Source organism: Allolucifera butyrica, from assembly GCF_900476375.1.
Classification (GTDB): Bacteria; Bacillota; Negativicutes; order Sporomusales; family UPPP01; genus Lucifera; species Lucifera butyrica.
This window is the reverse complement of sequence record NZ_UPPP01000083.1, coordinates 178,249-196,859: the sequence shown is the minus strand read 5'-3', so window position 1 is coordinate 196,859 and position 18,611 is coordinate 178,249. Positions and strand designations below refer to the sequence as shown.

At 48.1% G+C, this 18,611-nt stretch carries 20 protein-coding genes; all 20 read left to right on the top strand.

The window, feature by feature from the left end; genetic code table 11:
• Positions 1–7 precede the first annotated feature (7 nt).
• The 20 genes from folP (at position 8) to LUCIF_RS16590 (ending at position 18,606) form a co-directional block, all read left to right on the top strand.
• Positions 8–1,216: a dihydropteroate synthase gene (gene folP / locus LUCIF_RS16685; protein ID WP_122629021.1), complete on the top strand. Its 1,209-nt coding sequence runs from the start codon at positions 8–10 to the stop codon at positions 1,214–1,216.
• A complete protein-coding gene (gene folB / locus LUCIF_RS16680) occupies positions 1,206–1,571 on the top strand; it encodes a dihydroneopterin aldolase (RefSeq protein ID WP_207857884.1) in 366 nt (121 codons plus the stop codon). Before folP ends, folB begins: the two co-directional genes overlap by 11 nt.
• A complete protein-coding gene (folK, locus tag LUCIF_RS16675; RefSeq protein ID WP_122629019.1) occupies positions 1,568–2,086 on the top strand; it encodes a 2-amino-4-hydroxy-6-hydroxymethyldihydropteridine diphosphokinase in 519 nt (172 codons plus the stop codon). The genes folB and folK overlap by 4 nt, the downstream gene beginning before the upstream one ends.
• Complete coding sequence (locus LUCIF_RS16670; RefSeq protein WP_126720605.1) at positions 2,070–3,197, top strand: MGDG synthase family glycosyltransferase; 1,128 nt, start codon at positions 2,070–2,072, stop codon at positions 3,195–3,197. The genes folK and LUCIF_RS16670 overlap by 17 nt, the downstream gene beginning before the upstream one ends.
• A gap of 32 nt (positions 3,198–3,229) precedes the next feature.
• On the top strand, positions 3,230–4,309 hold the full coding sequence (gene dprA, locus LUCIF_RS16665) for a DNA-processing protein DprA (protein WP_122629017.1): 1,080 nt from the start codon (positions 3,230–3,232) through the stop codon (positions 4,307–4,309).
• A 64-nt stretch (positions 4,310–4,373) separates the two neighbouring features.
• Positions 4,374–6,527: a type I DNA topoisomerase gene (gene topA, locus LUCIF_RS16660; RefSeq protein ID WP_122629016.1), complete on the top strand. Its 2,154-nt coding sequence runs from the start codon at positions 4,374–4,376 to the stop codon at positions 6,525–6,527.
• Between the two features lies 1 nt (position 6,528).
• A complete protein-coding gene (trmFO, locus tag LUCIF_RS16655) occupies positions 6,529–7,848 on the top strand; it encodes a methylenetetrahydrofolate--tRNA-(uracil(54)-C(5))-methyltransferase (FADH(2)-oxidizing) TrmFO (protein WP_122629015.1) in 1,320 nt (439 codons plus the stop codon).
• Positions 7,849–7,915: 67 nt separating this feature from the next.
• Positions 7,916–8,824, top strand: a complete 909-nt coding sequence (gene xerC, locus LUCIF_RS16650) for a tyrosine recombinase XerC (protein ID WP_122629014.1) — start codon at positions 7,916–7,918, stop codon at positions 8,822–8,824.
• 11 nt (positions 8,825–8,835) lie between these two features.
• Entirely contained in the window at positions 8,836–9,378 is a 543-nt protein-coding gene (gene hslV / locus LUCIF_RS16645) for an ATP-dependent protease subunit HslV (RefSeq protein ID WP_122629013.1), read from the top strand.
• On the top strand, positions 9,375–10,778 hold the full coding sequence (hslU, locus tag LUCIF_RS16640) for an ATP-dependent protease ATPase subunit HslU (RefSeq protein ID WP_165866027.1): 1,404 nt from the start codon (positions 9,375–9,377) through the stop codon (positions 10,776–10,778). The genes hslV and hslU overlap by 4 nt, the downstream gene beginning before the upstream one ends.
• A 40-nt stretch (positions 10,779–10,818) precedes the next feature.
• The gene (codY, locus tag LUCIF_RS16635) at positions 10,819–11,586 is read left to right on the top strand and encodes a GTP-sensing pleiotropic transcriptional regulator CodY (RefSeq protein WP_207857950.1); all 768 of its coding nucleotides are present in this window, start codon (positions 10,819–10,821) and stop codon (positions 11,584–11,586) included.
• Positions 11,587–11,751: 165 nt separating this feature from the next.
• The gene (gene flgB / locus LUCIF_RS16630) at positions 11,752–12,162 is read left to right on the top strand and encodes a flagellar basal body rod protein FlgB (protein ID WP_122629011.1); all 411 of its coding nucleotides are present in this window, start codon (positions 11,752–11,754) and stop codon (positions 12,160–12,162) included.
• A gap of 3 nt (positions 12,163–12,165) precedes the next feature.
• Positions 12,166–12,612, top strand: a complete 447-nt coding sequence (flgC, locus tag LUCIF_RS16625) for a flagellar basal body rod protein FlgC (RefSeq protein WP_122629010.1) — start codon at positions 12,166–12,168, stop codon at positions 12,610–12,612.
• A gap of 13 nt (positions 12,613–12,625) precedes the next feature.
• The gene (gene fliE / locus LUCIF_RS16620) at positions 12,626–12,922 is read left to right on the top strand and encodes a flagellar hook-basal body complex protein FliE (RefSeq protein ID WP_122629009.1); all 297 of its coding nucleotides are present in this window, start codon (positions 12,626–12,628) and stop codon (positions 12,920–12,922) included.
• A 36-nt stretch (positions 12,923–12,958) separates the two neighbouring features.
• Complete coding sequence (fliF, locus tag LUCIF_RS16615) at positions 12,959–14,500, top strand: flagellar basal-body MS-ring/collar protein FliF (RefSeq protein ID WP_122629008.1); 1,542 nt, start codon at positions 12,959–12,961, stop codon at positions 14,498–14,500.
• Positions 14,501–14,517: 17 nt separating this feature from the next.
• Positions 14,518–15,528, top strand: a complete 1,011-nt coding sequence (fliG, locus tag LUCIF_RS16610) for a flagellar motor switch protein FliG (protein WP_122629007.1) — start codon at positions 14,518–14,520, stop codon at positions 15,526–15,528.
• On the top strand, positions 15,521–16,264 hold the full coding sequence (locus tag LUCIF_RS16605; RefSeq protein WP_165866026.1) for a FliH/SctL family protein: 744 nt from the start codon (positions 15,521–15,523) through the stop codon (positions 16,262–16,264). The genes fliG and LUCIF_RS16605 overlap by 8 nt, the downstream gene beginning before the upstream one ends.
• The gene (gene fliI / locus LUCIF_RS16600) at positions 16,261–17,574 is read left to right on the top strand and encodes a flagellar protein export ATPase FliI (protein ID WP_122629005.1); all 1,314 of its coding nucleotides are present in this window, start codon (positions 16,261–16,263) and stop codon (positions 17,572–17,574) included. The genes LUCIF_RS16605 and fliI overlap by 4 nt, the downstream gene beginning before the upstream one ends.
• Before the next feature lie 24 nt (positions 17,575–17,598).
• Entirely contained in the window at positions 17,599–18,048 is a 450-nt protein-coding gene (gene fliJ / locus LUCIF_RS16595; protein ID WP_122629004.1) for a flagellar export protein FliJ, read from the top strand.
• 9 nt (positions 18,049–18,057) lie between these two features.
• A complete protein-coding gene (locus LUCIF_RS16590; RefSeq protein ID WP_207857883.1) occupies positions 18,058–18,606 on the top strand; it encodes a lytic transglycosylase domain-containing protein in 549 nt (182 codons plus the stop codon).
• The last annotated feature ends 5 nt before the right edge of the window (positions 18,607–18,611 follow it).

The following is an 18,611-nucleotide window of genomic DNA, read 5'->3' as shown; positions in this document are numbered from 1 at the left end:
AAAACGTATGAATCTAAACCCTCAAATAATGTCCATAACGAGCTTAGAACAGGCACAGCGCGAATTGACAAAATTGAATTGCGATCCTGCCGGAATTCGAATTATGGCCGATAAAGCGGTTTTTAAAGTGTTTAAACTGGAGAATATATCCACTAAGGCGGCTAATTTGCTGAAACAGACTTTTTTGGCGAAAGGGGGAGAAGTTGCTGTTGCCAGAGGTACGGCTGATTTAAGTGCTGCGTATACGGACGTTCTTATTATGGCAACGCTCAAACAATATAAGGCAGCCCTTAGCCAACTAAAGTTACAGCCCTGGGGATTGCCGGATATTGCCGGGGCTTTGGAAAAAGCCCTTGCAAGTGGCGGTGTTAAACGCCAATATCGCTGGCCGGATGGCAGGTCGTTAACGTTGACTTCCCGTAAAACCCTGGTTATGGGGATTCTAAATGTTACACCGGATTCATTTTCTGACGGCGGCTGCTATAATACATTGGAGGCTGCCGCCCGGCACGCGGAAGAGATGATTCAGGCGGGCGCCGATATCATTGATATCGGCGCCGAGTCAACGCGTCCCTATGGAGGAGCACAGGTTGTATCGGCCAGGGAAGAATTAGACCGTCTGCTGCCCTTGCTGGAAAAAGTTTTAAAAATAGCTACCGTTCCGGTTTCGGTTGATACCTATAAGGCCAGTGTCGCCGAAGCAGCCATAAAAATGGGAGCCCATTTGATTAATGATGTATGGGGGCTGCAGTCCGACCCCGGCATGGCCGGTGTTATTGCGAACTATAAAGTACCGGTTATTGTTATGCACAATCAGCAAAATACATTTTATGAAAAAGACATTATGTATTCTATATGCCGGTTCTTGCAGCAGAGTATTCAGATTGGCCTGGATGCGGGCGTTCCTTTTGATCATTTTATTATTGATCCCGGCATTGGTTTTGGCAAAACACCGGAACAAAACCTGGAAGTTATGTCCCGGTTGGGAGAGTTGAGAAGCCTGGGCTGTCCCCTGCTATTAGGAACATCGCGCAAACGGTTTATCGGGGAAGTGCTAGGACTCCCCGTAGAAGACCGGGTGGAAGGAACCGGGGCTACGGTAGCCTGGGGGATTGCGCAGGGGACCTCCATTGTCCGGGTGCATGATGTAAAGCCGATTGTGCGAATGGCCAAAATGTGCGATGCCATGAAGGGAGAGTCGTTTGGTGAAAGATAAAATCGTATTAAATAATATGGAGTTTTATGGTTTTCATGGGGTATATGAGTATGAAAGAGAATTAGGGCAACGTTTTTATGTCGATTTGGAGATGACTCTGGATCTTAGTACGGCAGGGGAAACAGATACTCTGGAGGATACGCTGGATTATGTTTCTGTCTATAATAAGGTTAAAAACGTCCTGGAAAATACTAAATTTAAATTATTAGAGGCTTTGGTGCAGCATATTGCCGATACAGTGCTGTCGTTTTCCCTGGTGCAGGAGGTTGCCGTCCGGGTGAGAAAACAGGTTATGCCCATACCGGGTCATTTTAATATTGTGCAGGTTGAAATCACCCGGGAAAGAAAATCATGATATTTTTGGGACTGGGCTCTAACCTGGGGAAGAGGGAGATAAATATTGCCAGAGCCATTCAATTATTATCCCGGCAGCCGGCAATAGCCATTGAGAATGTTTCTTCCTTATACGAAACGGAACCCTGGGGCTTGGTTGAACAGCCTGGTTTTCTGAATGCGGTGATCAGTGTAAAAACCGATTTGCCGCCGGACAGTTTGCTCACCTGTTGTCTTGAGGTGGAAAAAAAATTAGGCCGCCGGCGTGACATACGCTGGGGACCTAGAATCATTGATATCGATCTTTTGTTATATCACCACTTGCAACTATGTTCGGCAGAACTTACCGTGCCTCATCCAAGATTGCACGAGAGAAATTTCGTGTTAGTGCCGCTGAACGAAATTGCCGGCAATGAAGTAGTCCTTTTTGGCTGCAGGCCGGGGGAACTGCTAAGGATGACTAACGACCAAAGCCGGGTTAAGCCTTACGGAAAAGTGAATTGGAAAGGAGTCAGCCTTGTTGACGAAACCGGATAGAGTATTAATCCTCAGCGCAGCGGTCGGCTCCGGCCACATCCGGGCAGCCCGGGCGGTCGGGGCGGCCCTGAAGCGTCAAGGCAATCTGGAAGTACAATATGCCGATATTTTTGATTTCCTCAATCCCCTGCTGGGACAAGGCATTATAAAAATATATTTAAAAATCCTGCAGATGACTCCCGGTCTTTACGGCCAAATGTACCGGTGGGGCAACCGGAACGAGCTGGCCCTGGCAGGACGAAACTGGCTGAGCCGTTATTGGGCAAGCGGGTTGGAACAGTATCTTCATAATTTTAAGCCGGCGGCCATTGTGTGTACTCATGCGGCTCCCGCCGGGCTCGCGGCCGGTCTCAGCGGCAGAGGCCGGATAACCATTCCTGTTTTTGCCGTGGTTACCGATTTTGTTGTTCACCGCCTATGGATTTATCCCGAAGTTGAGCGGTACTTTTTAGCCGACGAAACACTGCGGACTTATTTCAGCGAGCGGGGGATCCCGGCGGAGCGCAGTCTGATTACCGGAATTCCCGTAAGCGAAGAATTTAGCGTAAGATTGGACCGCTCTACTATACTCCAAGACTTGAATTTAGAGAAAGCCAAAAAGACAATATTGATTATGGGCGGCGGGGCAGGGATTTTTCCTATGGAAGAATTGGTTAAAACTTGCGATGGTCTTGCCGTACCGTTGCAAATCATTGTCGTAACCGGCAATAACCGGCATATGTATAGCAAACTGTGCAATTTAAAAACCTCATTGCGTTCCACTCTGCATGTTTTCAGTTATGTTGATTCGATCCATAAACTAATGGCTGTTGCCGATGTCATTATATCGAAACCCGGCGGAATGACTTCCGCGGAGGCATTGTGTATAGGATTGCCGATGATTATCTTCCGGCCCATTCCGGGGCAGGAAGAAGGCAACGCGCAATTTCTTTTAGATAAGAAAGTCGCCGTGCGGGCCAATCATTGTGACGAACTTGGCAATATCGTTTTAACCTTGCTGCAGGAGCAAAGCCAACAGCTGGAGTTAATGCGAAACCGGGTGAAAGAACTGGCTCGTCCGGCGGCCGCCGACGAGATTGCCGGTCACATTATCCGCACAATATATAATTAGTTCGCAATTAACAGTTGACAGTGGAGGAAAAGATGGATAGGATTTATTTGGCGGCATTGCAAATGGTCCCCGGAATTGGCAACGCCCGTTTAAAAGCATTGTCGGCTTTTTTCGGTAGCGCCCGGCAAATTTGGCAAGCCGACCGGCGCGATTTGTTTTTCTGCGGTTGTTTGGAAGAGGAGCTTTGTAATAATTTACTTCTGACCCGGGAAAAGATAGATATACCCTGCTTAGCCGAAGAGTGGCAAAAAAACGGCATTCAGATTTGCACTCTGCAGGATCCGGATTATCCGTCTCTCTTGCGGGATACTTTTAATCCACCGTTGCTGCTGTTTTATAAAGGTACACTGCCCAGGACTGAAAAAAAGATCGCTATGGTGGGGGCCAGAAAGGCGTCCGCTTATGGCAAAAATGTAACCAATATGCTGGCCGCAGATTTGGCGGCCGCCGGCATTTGTATTATTAGCGGGGCCGCCCGCGGTATCGACAGCGCAGCCCATAAGGGTGCTATGCGGACCGGCTCTACGCTGGCCGTTCTAGGCTGCGGTGTAAATGTTGTTTATCCGCCGGAAAATCGGCGGCTATTGGCGGAAATCGCCGCAAACGGTGCGGTAATTTCCGAATATTTACCGGATACGCCGGCCCATCCCGGGCGTTTTCCCGCCCGCAACCGGATTATCAGCGGTCTGGCAAAAGGGGTTGTGGTCGTGGAAGCGGCAGCCAAAAGCGGCAGTCTGATTACCGCTGATTTTGCTCTGGAAGAAGGCCGGGACGTATTCGCGGTTCCGGGCAGTGTCTTTTCGTCGACGAGCCGGGGCACACACCGCTTAATTAAGCAAGGCGCGAAATTAATTGACTGCGCGGCAGATATTTTAGAAGAATATAATTGGCAGCAACAGCCACTGCCGGAAGTTGAAATGAAATTGAATGAGGAAGAAACTATGGTGTATTCACTATTATCCTATGAAAAACCGGTGGAATTAGATGAAATTGTTGCCAAATCGTATTTATCTGCGCCGGTAATCACATATATTTTATTGCAGCTGCAATTACGCGGTTTAGTTGCCGAATGTGAGGGGCGGCAATTTATCCGTACGGCAAAGACCAATTAGAATCAGACGTAAGCTTTTGGATTGCAGGGGCTGGCTTTAGACCCGGCCCCGGGGAGGGAATCAGGTGAGCAAAGCATTAGTGGTTGTGGAATCACCAGCCAAGGCAAAGACGATTGAAAAATTTTTGGGGAAAAATTATATTGTAAGAGCCTCAATGGGTCATTTACGGGATTTGCCGAAAAGCCAATTTGGGGTCGATGTCGAGAATGGATTTACCCCTAAATATATCAACATACGGGGCAAAGGAGACCTGATCAAGGGGCTGAAAGAGGCCGCCAAAGCGGCAGATACCGTTTATCTTGCTTCCGACCCGGACCGGGAAGGAGAAGCCATTGCGTGGCATCTGGCGCACATTTTGAATATTTCTTCTGCCGACGCTTGCCGGATTGAATTTAATGAAATAACAAAAACCGCCATTCAAAATGCCGTAAAGCACCCCCGGCCGATCAATCTCTCCCGGGTGGACGCGCAACAGGCCAGGCGGATACTGGACCGGATTGTCGGCTATCAGCTGAGTCCGCTATTGTGGCGGAAAATTCGCAAGGGTCTCAGCGCGGGCCGGGTTCAATCGGTTGCCATCCGGCTGATTTGCGACCGGGAAAAAGAAGTTTTGGCCTTTGTACCGCAAGAATACTGGACCGTTACGGCCAAACTAAGGGAAAAAGTGAAGGCGCCTTTATTCGAGGCCGAATTGATTTCTATTGAAGGGAAAAAAACGCCAATCAACAATGAGGCCGAGGCTGAGGGGATTAAGCGGGAATTAGAGCAAGGCGAGTTCGTGGTTGACGATATAAAAAAACGGGAGCGCCGGCGTAATCCGGCACCGCCTTTTACTACCAGCAGCTTGCAGCAGGACGCGGCCCGCAAACTGGGGTTTACCTCCCGTAAGACCATGATGATTGCCCAGCAATTATATGAAGGCCTGGATATTGGCAGTGCCGGCGCCGTCGGGTTGATTACCTATATGCGTACCGATTCTACCCGAATTGCCGAATCGGCGCAAAATGACGCCAGCAATTATATACGGGAAACCTACGGTGACGCCTATACACCGGAGAAAGCTCCCGTATACAGTAATAAAAAATCGCAAGATGCCCACGAAGCCGTTCGGCCAACCAGTCTGGAACTGGTGCCGCAGAAAATGGAAAAGTTTCTTTCCCGGGACCAGTACCGGTTATATAATTTGATTTGGGAGCGTTTTATTGCCAGTCAGATGACGGCGGCTGTTTATGATACCCTGACAATTACTATTCAGTCCGGCCGGTTTGGTTTGCGGGCGACGGGGTCCATATTAAAATTTGCAGGGTTTACGGCCGTTTATACGGAGAGCAAAGAGGAAAAAGAGGAAAAGGACGTGGCCTTGCCCGAACTGAGTCCCGGTCAGGCGCTGAAACTGTTTAAAGTACTTCCCAAGCAGCATTTTACCGAGCCCCCTCCCAGATATTCCGAAGCATTGCTGGTAAAAATACTGGAGGAGAAAGGCATTGGCCGTCCGAGTACTTATGCGCCGATTATTGAGACAATCATTGGCCGGGGTTATGTGGTGCGGGTGGAGAAGCGGTTTCAGCCTACTGAGCTGGGATTTGTTGTGGTTGATTTGTTAAAACAGTATTTTCCTAATATCGTCGACGTGGAATTTACCGCCAGCATGGAAAATCAGCTGGATGAAATCGCTGAGGGGCAGGCTTCCTGGCAGGAGGTATTGCAGGATTTTTATCAACCGTTTTCAGCTACTCTGACTCATGCCGATGAGGCAATCGGCCATGTTGAATTGCCCGTAGAAGTGTCTGATATTCCCTGTGAACATTGCGGCCGGCTGATGGTGGTAAAACAGGGGCGCTATGGTAAATTTCTGGCGTGTCCCGGATTTCCCGAGTGCAGAAACACAAAACCCATTTTGAAAGAAGCCGGGGTCCTGTGTCCGCTTTGTCAAGGAACGATTGTGGAACGCCGCACAAAAAGAGGAAAGGTATTTTTCGGCTGTAAGAATTATCCTGAATGCCAGTTTGTAACGTGGGATACCCCGACTAAAGATACCTGCGAAACGTGTGGCATGTTTATGGTGCGGCATAATTATAAAAATGGCCGGTTTGCCTTGAAATGCGGCAATCCGAATTGCCCAACCCAGGAAAAGAATGAAACGAATCCCGTGAAATCAAAGACGGAGAAAAAAATCAAGCAGAAAGCGAAAAAAAACACTGCTTCCCGGAGGAAATGACGTGGCACCAGTAACTATTATCGGCGCCGGGTTAGCCGGCAGCGAAGCGGCGTGGCAAGTTGCCCAGGCGGGTATTGATGTTGAATTATTTGAAATGCGTCCCGGTATTATGTCGCCGGCTCACCATTCCGGTTTATTTGCGGAACTGGTTTGCAGCAATTCTTTACGGGCAGCGGCCGTCGAAAATGCCGTCGGGCTTTTGAAAGAAGAAATGCGGGGGTTGGATTCGCTGATTATGAAGGCCGCCGATTCGACAAGGGTGCCGGCCGGCGGCGCCTTAGCCGTGGACCGGACCGCTTTTAGCAGCTATATTACCGAGGTTTTGACGAATCATCCCCGGATTCAGGTCAAACAACAAGAAGTAACTAAACTGCCGGAAAATCGCCCGCTTATTATTGCCAGCGGTCCCCTAACCGCCGGCCGGCTGGCGGAAACAATCGGTGAAATGACCGGGCAGGAATCCTTTTACTTTTACGATGCCGCTGCGCCGATCGTAACGGCGGAGTCTTTGGATATGAGTAAAATATTCAGGGCTTCCCGTTATGATAAAGGAGATGAGGATTATCTAAATTGTCCGATGACGAAAGAACAATATGAATTGTTTTGGTATGAGCTAACCCATGCCGGGACAACGCCTATAAAAGAATTTGAAAAGGCGGTTTTTTTCGAAGGCTGTATGCCCGTAGAAGAAATGGCTGCCCGGGGTATAGATACATTGCGTTTTGGGCCATTAAAGCCCGTCGGCCTGTGCCATCCCATAACAGGGGAAATTCCTTATGCGATTGTCCAGTTACGCCAGGATAATTTTGCCGCTACTCTTTATAATATTGTAGGTTTTCAAACACACCTGAAGTGGACCGAACAGCAACGGGTCTTCCGGTTAATTCCGGGACTTGAAAAGGCGGAATTCGCCCGTCTGGGGGTTATGCACCGGAATACCTTTATTAAATCGCCGAAAGTATTGCAGGCTTCACTGCAAATGATAGAGTATCCGGGAATTTTCTTTGCCGGACAGATTACGGGTGTGGAGGGATATGTTGAATCGGCAGCGAGCGGACTCGTTGCCGGAATGAATGCGGCCCGGCTGGCAGCAGGCCGCAGGCCGGTAGTTTTTCCGCGGGAGACGGCCCATGGTTCGTTATGCCAATATGTTGCTCAGGCTAATCCCGAACATTTTCAACCGATGAATATTAATTTTGGATTATTGCCGCCGCTGGGACGGAAAATAAGAGATAAAAGACAGAAGAATAGCCTGATCGCCGCAAGGGCAATGAGTATTTTGCGGGAATTTATAGAAAAATGCGACAATGGCCTTGCATAATTTTTCCCTCTATGCTAGTATAAATTCGTAATTTCTTGGTGAATTTCAGCAAAAAGCGTGGTATACTATGGATCATCTAAGGCAACAAATACAGCAATTTTTGCTATACTTACAGATCGAGAAGAATGCCTCCCAGCACACTTTAATGAGTTACCGGGCAGATATTGAGTATTTTGTTGCTTTTGCCCAAGAAAAAGGTGTTGGGGAGGCTCTTTTTACAGGTGTAACGCCGATCCTAATCCGGGCGTATTTGGCTCATTTGCAGGAAAAAGCCTATGCGAGACGGACCATTGCGCGCCGTATTGCAGCATTACGGTCGTTTTTCCGTCATTTGTGCCGTGAAGAGGCGATTGCCGCGAATCCGTTTACGAATGTTCGTACTCCGAAACTGGAAAAGAGACTGCCTGTGTTTCTTGACCCCAAGGAAATGGAAGGGTTGCTTTCTCTGCCGGATGTAAGCCCGCTAGGCCGCCGGGATGCAGTCATTTTAGAACTCTTATATGCGACCGGCATCCGGGTTAGCGAGTTGGCCGGACTATCTGTCGGCGATGTTGACCTCTTAAGCCGCTATCTTTTAGTTATGGGGAAGGGTTCTAAAGAGCGAATCGTTCCTGTCGGGCGTAAGGCACTTCAGATAATCGAACAGTATTTGGGAGGGGCCCGGCCGTTCCTTTGCCGGAAATATAAGGGAAGTCCCCATAATTCATTATTAGTCAACAAGTTTGGTGCTCCGCTGACAGACAGGAGTATCCGTCGTGTTTTGGAAAAATATGTAAATTTGCTTGCTTTAACCAAACATGTTAGTCCGCATACAATCCGGCATACCTTTGCGACTCACTTGCTTAACAATGGAGCCGATTTAAGGTCTGTGCAGGAAATGTTGGGACATGTAAATCTTTCGACTACGCAGCTGTATACTCACGTAACGAAAGAAAGATTGAAATCAGTGTACAAGAACAATCATCCGCGTGCCTAGGAGGTAGAAAAATGTTTCATGCGACAACAATCATTGCTGTGCGGCAAGAAGATAAAATAGCCATTGCCGGCGACGGTCAAGTAACCTTTGGCGGCAATACGGTTATGAAACACAATGCGAAAAAAGTACGGCGACTGTACCATGGTAAGGTTTTAGCCGGATTTGCCGGTTCCGTAGCCGATGCATTTACCTTATTTACCAAATTTGAGACCAAACTGGAGGAATTTAACGGCAACCTGATGCGCTCTGCTGTTGAACTGGCGAAAGAGTGGCGTATGGACCGTGTTTTGAGGCGGCTGGAAGCATTATTGATCGTAGCCGATAGCGAACATATGCTGATTATTTCCGGCAACGGGGAAGTGATTGAGCCGGACGACAATGTGACTGCCATAGGCTCCGGCGGTTCCTACGCGTTGGCGGCAGCGCGGGCTTTGGTAAATCATACAACCCTTTCGGCGTCAGAGATAGCGAGGGAAGCTCTTTTGATTGCTTCGTCGATTTGCATCTATACCAATGACCATATAACCATAGAGGAACTACAAAAGGAGGGATGATGTTGACTGAATTAACACCGAGCCAGATCGTTAAGGAATTAAATAAATATATTGTCGGGCAGCATCAGGCCAAAAAATCTGTAGCCGTTGCGCTGCGCAACCGCTGGCGCAGCAAGCAGTTGCCTGCTGATTTAAAAGAGGAGATCATTCCTAAAAATATATTGATGATCGGGCCGACGGGAGTCGGCAAAACGGAAATTGCCCGCCGCCTGGCAAAACTGGTTAATGCTCCTTTTATCAAGGTGGAGGCAACGAAATTTACCGAAGTCGGCTATGTGGGCCGCGATGTGGAATCCATGGTCCGGGATTTGCTGGAAACAGCCATTCGCATGGTAAAGCAGGAAAAAATGTTGCAAGTATCTGATAAGGCCAAAGAGCTTGCTGATGATAGAATTATAGAATATTTTTATCCGTCACCCAAACAAGAAAAAGTGAAGAATCCTTTCGAAATCTTATTTTCCGGGGGAGGGGCGGGAGAAAGCAGGGAACCGGAAGTTCCGGCAACCCCTTCACCGCAGTCCACAGCCGGACGGGATTGGTGGCGTAAGCGTCTGGCAGACGGCGAACTGGAAGAAGAAATCATGGAAATTACCGTAGAAGATAATAACCAGCCTATTATGGGAATGTTTGCCGGCTCCGGTATCGAAGAAATGGGAATGAACATCCAGGATATGCTGGGTAATTTGTTGCCGAAAAAACAAAAAAAGCGCAAAGTAACCGTTGCGAATGCCCGCAAAATCTTTATTCAGGAAGAAGCGCAGAAATTGATTGATATGGACGAAGCGATTACAGCGGCAATTGATTTAGCGGAAAACTATGGTATTATTTTTCTGGATGAGATAGATAAAATTGCGGGGCGCGGTCCTGCCTCCGGTCCGGATGTTTCACGGGAAGGCGTACAGCGGGACATTCTGCCGATTGTGGAAGGTTCGACGGTAGTGACCAAATATGGGTCTGTTAAGACCGACCATATTTTATTTATTGCGGCCGGGGCGTTTCATACGGCGAAGCCGTCTGATTTGATTCCCGAATTGCAGGGGCGTTTTCCGATCCGGGTGGAATTGACGAATTTATCGAAAGAAGATTTTCGGCAAATATTGACGGAACCGGCGAATGCTTTGATTAAGCAATATATCAGTTTGCTGGCAACGGAAGGTATAAAAATTGAATTCGCCGAGGATGCTATTGATGAATTGGCAGAAACTGCCTATCAGGTGAATATTCAGACTGAAAATATCGGCGCTCGCAGATTGCATACGATTTTAGAAAAACTTTTAGAAGATTTAGCTTTTGAAGCACCGGATATGGAAAAGGAAAAAGTGACCATTACGTCGAATTATGTCAGAGAAAAACTGAATCCCATTGTAAAAAATCAGGATTTAAGTCATTTTATTTTATAATCTAGCCTAGTGAAAGGTAGGAGAAGTTATTGTGTTATCTATGTTAGAACGTACTCGAAAAATTAATCGGCTGCTGCAGAAGTCGGAGAAAGTGGAATACACCGAGATATCCAATGTATTAAGCAATGTGATTAGTTCGAATGTGTATATTGTCAGCAAAACCGGAATTGTGCTGGGCTATGCCTTGCTGGATGATTTTGAATGTGACCTGATGCGTGACAAAGTTTTGCATCAAGGCTATTTTCCGGAACGTTATGTTGACTGGCTGCTTCGAATTAATGAAACCTCGCCGAACTTGAGGCTTGAGAGTGGTATGTGCACTTTCAGTGAAGGAACCAATTGTCTGTTTAATGATAAATTTACCACCGTCATACCGATTCACGGTGGCGGGGAAAGAATCGGTACCTTGATTGTTGCTAAGTTTCATGACGAATTTACCGATGAGGACCTTATTCTGGCCGAATATGGCGCTACGGTAGTCGGGATGGAAATATTGCGCGACCGCAGTGACAAAATCGAGGAAGAGGCCCGTAAGAAAGCCACCGTGCAGGTTGCACTGGGAACGTTGTCTTACTCGGAACTGGAAGCGGTCATTCACATTTTAAGCGAATTGGAAGGAAATGAAGGCTTACTTGTTGCCAGTAAGATTGCCGACCGTGTGGGGATTACCCGTTCGGTCATTGTCAATGCGCTGCGCAAATTCGAAAGCGCCGGTGTCATTGAATCAAAGTCGCTGGGAATGAAAGGAACTTACATAAAAGTATTGAACGAACATTTGCTGGAAGAGATGAAAAAGCTTAAAAAATAAGTAAAAACAACCATTCGTAAGAATGGTTGTTTTTTTAGTGGTTTTTTCTTGTTAAAATCGCGTTAAAGAAGAAATAACTAAAGGAATTTCGCTAATTATGTAGAATTATGCACAAAGATGTATGCTAGAAGCGTCTAATCCACGAAACGGGAGGGAAGAAATGCGGTGCTAGATTCATTGCTGTCATCAGCGCAAGTCAACATTTTACAACAGGCATTGGAAGCTTCTTCACTTCGGCAAAAAGTAATAAGCAATAATATTGCTAATGTTAACACGCCGGGGTTTAAACGGAGCGAGGTGACCTTTGAGTCCCGGCTGCAGGAAGCACTTGACGATAAAAAGTTACCGCTGGTTAAAACCAATAAACGCCATTTGCCGTTATCTACAGACAATGGATCGGTCATCTCCGTCGCTGAACAGAACGATACATCGATGCGAACAGATGGTAATAATGTGGATATTGATGTCGAAATGGCCAACCTGGCAAAAAATAATATTTACTATAATGCCGTGGCCCAGCAGTTGGGGTGGTATTTTTCCAATTTGAAATCGGCAATTAATGGAGGGAACAAGTAAAAGATGGGGATGTTTGATTCGATTAATACGGCTGCATCCGGTTTATCGGCGGAACGTCTGAGAATGGACGTTATTTCCAATAACATTGCCAATGTGAATACGACACGAACTGCGGCAGGAGGTCCTTATCGGCGCCGGATGGTTATTTTTGAACCCCGGCAAAATCAGGCATCTTTTGGACAGATTCTATCCAATCAAATGACTGATGATGCTGCTGGCGGCGAGGGAGTACGGGTGGCCGGTATTGTCGAAGACCCTTCGCCCACCCACAAGGTGTATGATCCGCATCATCCCGATGCCGATAAAGACGGCTATGTACAAATGCCAAACATCAATATCGTTTCGGAAATGGTGGATATGATGACGGCGACACGCTCCTATGAAGCAAATGTAACGACGATTAATGCGGCAAAAAGCATGGCGATGAAAGCGCTGGAAATTGGAAAATAAAGTGGGGATGTAAATGCGCGTTGAACAACTTAAATTGACGCCTGTAACAACTGTCGGGACATTGGCGACCCAACCGTCTGCAAAAGAAGGAAAGGATTTTTCCCAACTTTTTGCGGAAGCGCTTGGTAATGTGAATCAGTTGCAGAAGGATGCGGACAAAGCTTCGGTTGATTTGGCCGCCGGCAAAATCCAGGACGTCTCCGAGGTTACAATCGCGGCGGAGAAAGCTACAATTGCCTTGCAATTGACAATGCAGGTTCGCAATAAAATTGTAGACGCCTATCAGGAAGTTATGAGAATGCAAGTGTAATTTGGCATTTTTCGTCAATTGGGAAGGGTGGAGACGATGGCAGACTGGAAAGAACAGTCTCTGCGCTTGTGGCACAAGTTAGGCACACGGGAAAGGTACATTATTCTTGGCTCGGCCATATTGGTCTTTATCGTTATTTTATCCTGGAGCTTTTGGTGGGGCGGACGTCCGGATATGGTACCTTTGTATACTAATTTGGAAGCACAAGACGCGGGTCAGATTGTACAAAAACTAAAAGAGATGAAAGTGACGAATCAAGTAGGCCCTAATGGTACAATTTTGGTGTCGTCAAACGATGTATACCGGGTCCGGCTGGACTTGGCGGCCCAGGGATTACCCCGCGGCGACAAGGGGTTTGAGATTTTTGACCAGAATAAATTCGGCGCCTCCGATTTTCAGAATAAGGTCGATCTTTTGCAGGCGTTACAAGGGGAATTGACTCGTACGATCGAACAAATGGCGGAAGTGGAAAAAGCCCGGGTACATATTGTCTTACCCCAAGACAGCCTGTACAAGAATAACGAAAAGCCCGCCACCGCTTCGATTATGCTTAAGCTGCGTCCGGGTGTGCAATTGTCGCGGGGGCAGGTAAAAGGAATTGTCAACCTGGTCGCCCATAGTATTCAGGGGCTAAAACCGGAAAATATCACGGTAGTTGATAATTACGCCCATATACTGAATGAACAGAACGATGATCCTTTGATGGCCGGGGCCGGAACCATGACACAGCTCGAAATGACTAAAAAGGTTCAGGAAGATTTACAAAAAAATGTTCAATCGTTGCTGGATGAAGTGCTGGGAGCGGGGAAAGCGGCTTCCCGCGTTAATGTTGAATTGAATTTTGACCAGCGCACGGTTAACAGTCAGACGTTTGCGCCGGTCGTTGACACGAGCGGGATTGTTCGCAGTTCGCAACAAACGGATGAGACCTATAAAGGGTCGTCGGCCGCTCCCGGCGGGGTGCCGGGTACAACTTCCAATATTCCCGGCTATGTTACCCAAAACAATAATAATCAATCCAATTATGAAAAGAAAGAAGTCACACGGAATTATGAAATTAATGAAACCAAGGAAAAAGTGGTTGCAACTCCCGGCTCTATAAAACGGCTGACGGTTGCTGTTCTGGTTGATTCCGGTCTTACCCAAGCACAGCAGAACAGCATTCTGAGAACGGTTTCTTCCGCCATTGGCCTGAATCCGGCCCGGGGTGACACGATTTCAGTAGAAAGTATCTCCTTTAATAACCAACAGGCCGATAAGCAGCGCCAGGAGGAATTGGCCTATGAACAACGGCAAAGACAGGCGATGTGGCTGAAATATGGCTTGCTTGCCCTGGGTGTTATCGCGGTCATGTATGGCTTGTGGCTGTTTAACCGGCGCCGCATGCGCCAGGCTGATGATGAACTTGCCGCCGCTGCGGAGATCGTGGAAATACCGGCGGTAGAACATGCCAAGGAAAAAGAATTATCGGAACAAGAAAAACAACGCCTGCTGCAGAGGGAATCCATTGAAAAACTGGCTAAGTCGCAACCAGATGATGTAGCACAGTTGATTAAAGCCTGGATAGCCGATGAATAGAAACAGGAGTGGGGTTTATGTACCAGTCAAATGAGTTAACAGGCAAACAAAAAGCAGCCATATTGCTGATTGCGCTTGGACCGGATGTTTCCGCCCAGGTATTCAAACATCTGCGGGAAGATGAAATTGAAAAGCTTACCCTGGAAATTGCCAATCAGCGGAAGGTGCCGCAGGAACATAAAGACAGGGTATTGAATGAGTTTCATCAAATGTGCCTGGCCAAGGAATATATATCTTCCGGCGGACTTGACTATGCCCGGGAGGTATTGGAGAAGGCCCTGGGAGCGGAAAAGGCGATTTCAATTATCAACCGTCTCACATCCAGTCTTCAAATCCGGCCGTTTGATTTTGCCCGCAAAACCGATCCCGCCCAGTTGCTGAATTTTATTCAAAACGAACACCCCCAGACACTGGCTTTAATTATGGCTTATTTGCAGCCTGAGCAGGGGGCATCCATCTTATCGGCATTACCGCCGGACAGGCAGGTGGATGTGGCAAGGCGGATTGCGACGATGGACCGTACGTCACCGGACGTGATTAAAGATGTGGAGCGGATTTTGGAACGTAAACTGTCGTCCTTGGTCACCCAGGACTTTACCGCTGCCGGCGGGGTCGACTCCATTGTCGGCGTTTTGAATAAAGTGGACCGCACAACGGAGCGGACAATTATTGAAAATCTGGAAGTGCAAAATCCGGAATTGGCGGAAGAAATTAAAAAACGGATGTTTGTTTTCGAAGATATCGTTATGCTCGACGACCGTTCCCTGCAATTGGTATTGCGCGAAGTGGATTCCAAGGATTTGGCGCTGGCCTTAAAGGCGTCTTCAACGGAAGTGGCCGAAAAGATTTACAAGAATATGTCCAAACGTGCTTCCGATATGTTGCGTGAGGAAATTGAATATATGGGTCCTGTACGGATCCGGGATGTTGAAGAAGCACAACAAAAAATTGTTAATGGAATCCGCCGCCTTGAAGAATCAGGTGAAATTGTCATTTCGCGTGGTAAAGGGGACGAGATTATTGTCTAAAATTTTTAAGTTAGTGTCCGTTGGCGGTGAACCGGTTGTTCTTGTTCATCGACAGGCAGAAAGCGAAGCTCTGGTGGAAGCGCCGCAATCTGAACCGGCAGTAATGCCGGGCGAATTGCTGGAAATTGCCGGGCAAAAGGCGGACACACTGCTCCGGGATGCACGACAGCAAGCAGAGCAATGTTTGGCGCAGGCTGATGAGCAGGCGGAGAAAATGAAACGCGAGGCTTACGATACCGGTCATGCCGCCGGCTATCAGGAGGGCGTTTCTCAGGGCCGGCAGGAAGCCGGACGGGAAATGCAACAGGCCGTCGCCGACGCGAACGCAAAGGCCGAAAGGATTATCCGGACTGCGGAGCAAGAAGCGCAGGAAACCGTGCTGGCGGCGGAACGCACCATCGTAGAAATCGCATTAGCGGTGGCCGGCAAGGTTTTGATTCAGGAAATCAAAGAAAACCCAATGAGCGTGCTGCCGGTTGTTAAGGCGGCGCTGGAAAAGGTCAAAGATCAGGAAAATATCGAAATTAGAGTCAATCCTGACGAATTTGAACAGGTAGTTCAATCCAGAAAGGATTTGGAAATGTTGCTCGGCCGGGAAAAGGCGCTGAAAATCATGCCGGATCAGACCATTGTTGCCGGCGGCTGTGTGATTGATACTGCCTATGGAACGGTTGATGCGAAATTGGACAGTCAGTTTGAAATGGTTAAAAAAGCGCTGCAGGAAGTGTTGCCGTGATTAATTTAGATTTTACTAAATATTTTGAGGCAATCGCCCGGGTCGAAACCATAAATCTGACTGGTAAAATCGCCCAAATTATTGGTTTGATAATTGAATCCCAGGGCCCCAGTGTTAGCCTGGGAGAATTATGCTACATCTGTCCCCGGGCGAAAGAACAGCCAATTGCTGCAGAAGTTGTGGGTTTCCGCCAAGGCCGGGTATTGCTTATGCCGATTGGCGAGATTCACGGAATCGGACCCGGCTGTGATGTAGTTGCCGCCCGGAAACCTTTGAAGGTGGGAGTGGGCGCTCATCTGCTGGGCCGGATTTTGGACGGTCTGGGAAATCCGATTGATGAGAAAGGCCCTTTGGAAAATTTCCGGGAATATCCGATTCATTCCTTGCCGCCGCCGCCTTTAACCCGCCGCCGGATACAAGACAAACTATCGGTCGGTGTAAAAGCCATTGACGGACTGTTAACTCTGGGGCGGGGGCAGCGGATTGGGATTATGGCCGGCAGCGGAGTTGGCAAAAGCACACTGCTGGGAATGATTGCCCGGAATACGGAAGCCGATATCAGCGTGATTGCCCTGATTGGCGAACGGGGCAGGGAAGTCCGGGAATTTATTGAAAAAGATTTAGGGGAAGAGGGACTGAAACGGTCGGTGGTAATTGTCGCTACTTCGGACCAACCGGCTCTCTGCCGTATCAAGGGGGCGATGACCGCTACGGCGATCGCTGAATATTTCCGGGATCAAGGACAAGATGTAGTTCTCATGATGGATTCGGTTACCCGGTTCGCAATGGCCCAGCGGGAAGTGGGGCTGACGATTGGGGAACCGCCGGCAACCCGCGGCTATACTCCCTCCGTGTTTGCCGCTTTACCCAAGTTGCTGGAACGTTCCGGAACGGGGGAGCAAGGTTCGATCACCGGTATATATACCGTTTTGGTAGACGGCGATGATATGAATGAACCAATCGCCGATGCTGTAAGAAGTATTTTAGACGGTCATATTGTATTATCCCGGCAATTGGCTTCCCAAAACCATTATCCGGCGATTGATGTTCTGGCAAGTGTCAGCCGGGTTATGCTGGATATAGCCGACAAGAGTCATTGGCAAATAGCACAAAAATTTCGCTCTCTGCTGGCGGTTTACCGCGAGGCGGAAGATTTGCTTAATATAGGCGCATATGTTCACGGCAGTAATGCCGCAATTGACCAGGCGATCAAAAAAATAGGCCTGATTAAAGAGTTTTTGCAGCAGGATGTATATGAAGCAGCAGCGCCGGAAGAGACGTTACGCCGTCTGGCAATGCTGGAACTATAAATTTTTCCCGTGAGGTGAAAAAGCTTGCAACGATTTTCTTTTCGTCTGGAAACACTCCTTAAGATACGAAAAATAGAAAAAGAGCAAGCGCAAATGAAATTGTCCGACGCCACAGCGAAGCTGCTGGCTGAGAAGGAGACTCTGGCTCAACTGCAGGAGACGATGGATTCCTCCCTTGCTTCCCTGAAGGCAAAACAGCAAACAGGATTGAACGTGGCCATGCTGAATTTGTTTTCCGACTATATTGCCGCCGTCAATGGGACCATTATCCTGCAACATCAGAAAGTGACTACGGCGGAGCAAGAGCGCTTTTCCTGCTTGAAACGGCTGGAAGCATCCATGCAAAAATGCAAGCTGGTTGAGAAACTGAAAGAAAAAAGACTGACCCAGTATCGGCTTGCAACGCTGCAGGAAGAGCAAACGATTCTGGATGAAGTGGGAATTCAAATTTTTAATCATAAAAATATTGTGTAGGTGTATGGTATGAATGGCATGAATGGCATGAATGGTATGACCGAGGTTTTAAACCGTATTTCCCGGATTGAACAGCGTTTTACCAGACCGGCGGCCAGTTCGGGAGCGTTTTCGGCCGTGATGGCCAATGCGCAGCAAAAAATTGCTGACCCTGGTACGGGTGCTGCCGGTAGCGGCCAGGACAAAGATACGGTTACGCGAATGCTGTATGCGGCGGCGAATAAATACGGCGTGGATCCCCAATTGGCGCTTGCGGTGGCGCAAACCGAGTCCGGGCTGTCACCGGCGGCACAGTCTACAGCGGGAGCGGTCGGTATTATGCAGCTAATGCCCGCTACGGCGCAGTCGTTGGGAGTAAATGACATTTATGATTCCCGGGAAAATATCGACGGCGGTGTGCGCTATCTCAAGCAGATGCTTACCAACTTCAACGGCAATGTAGCCCATGCGGTGGCGGCCTACAATGCGGGGCCGCAAGCCGTAAAAGATTATAACGGGGTTCCTCCTTATCCGGAAACCAGGGCGTATGTTGCGAAAGTTTTATCGCTATATCAATAAAATGG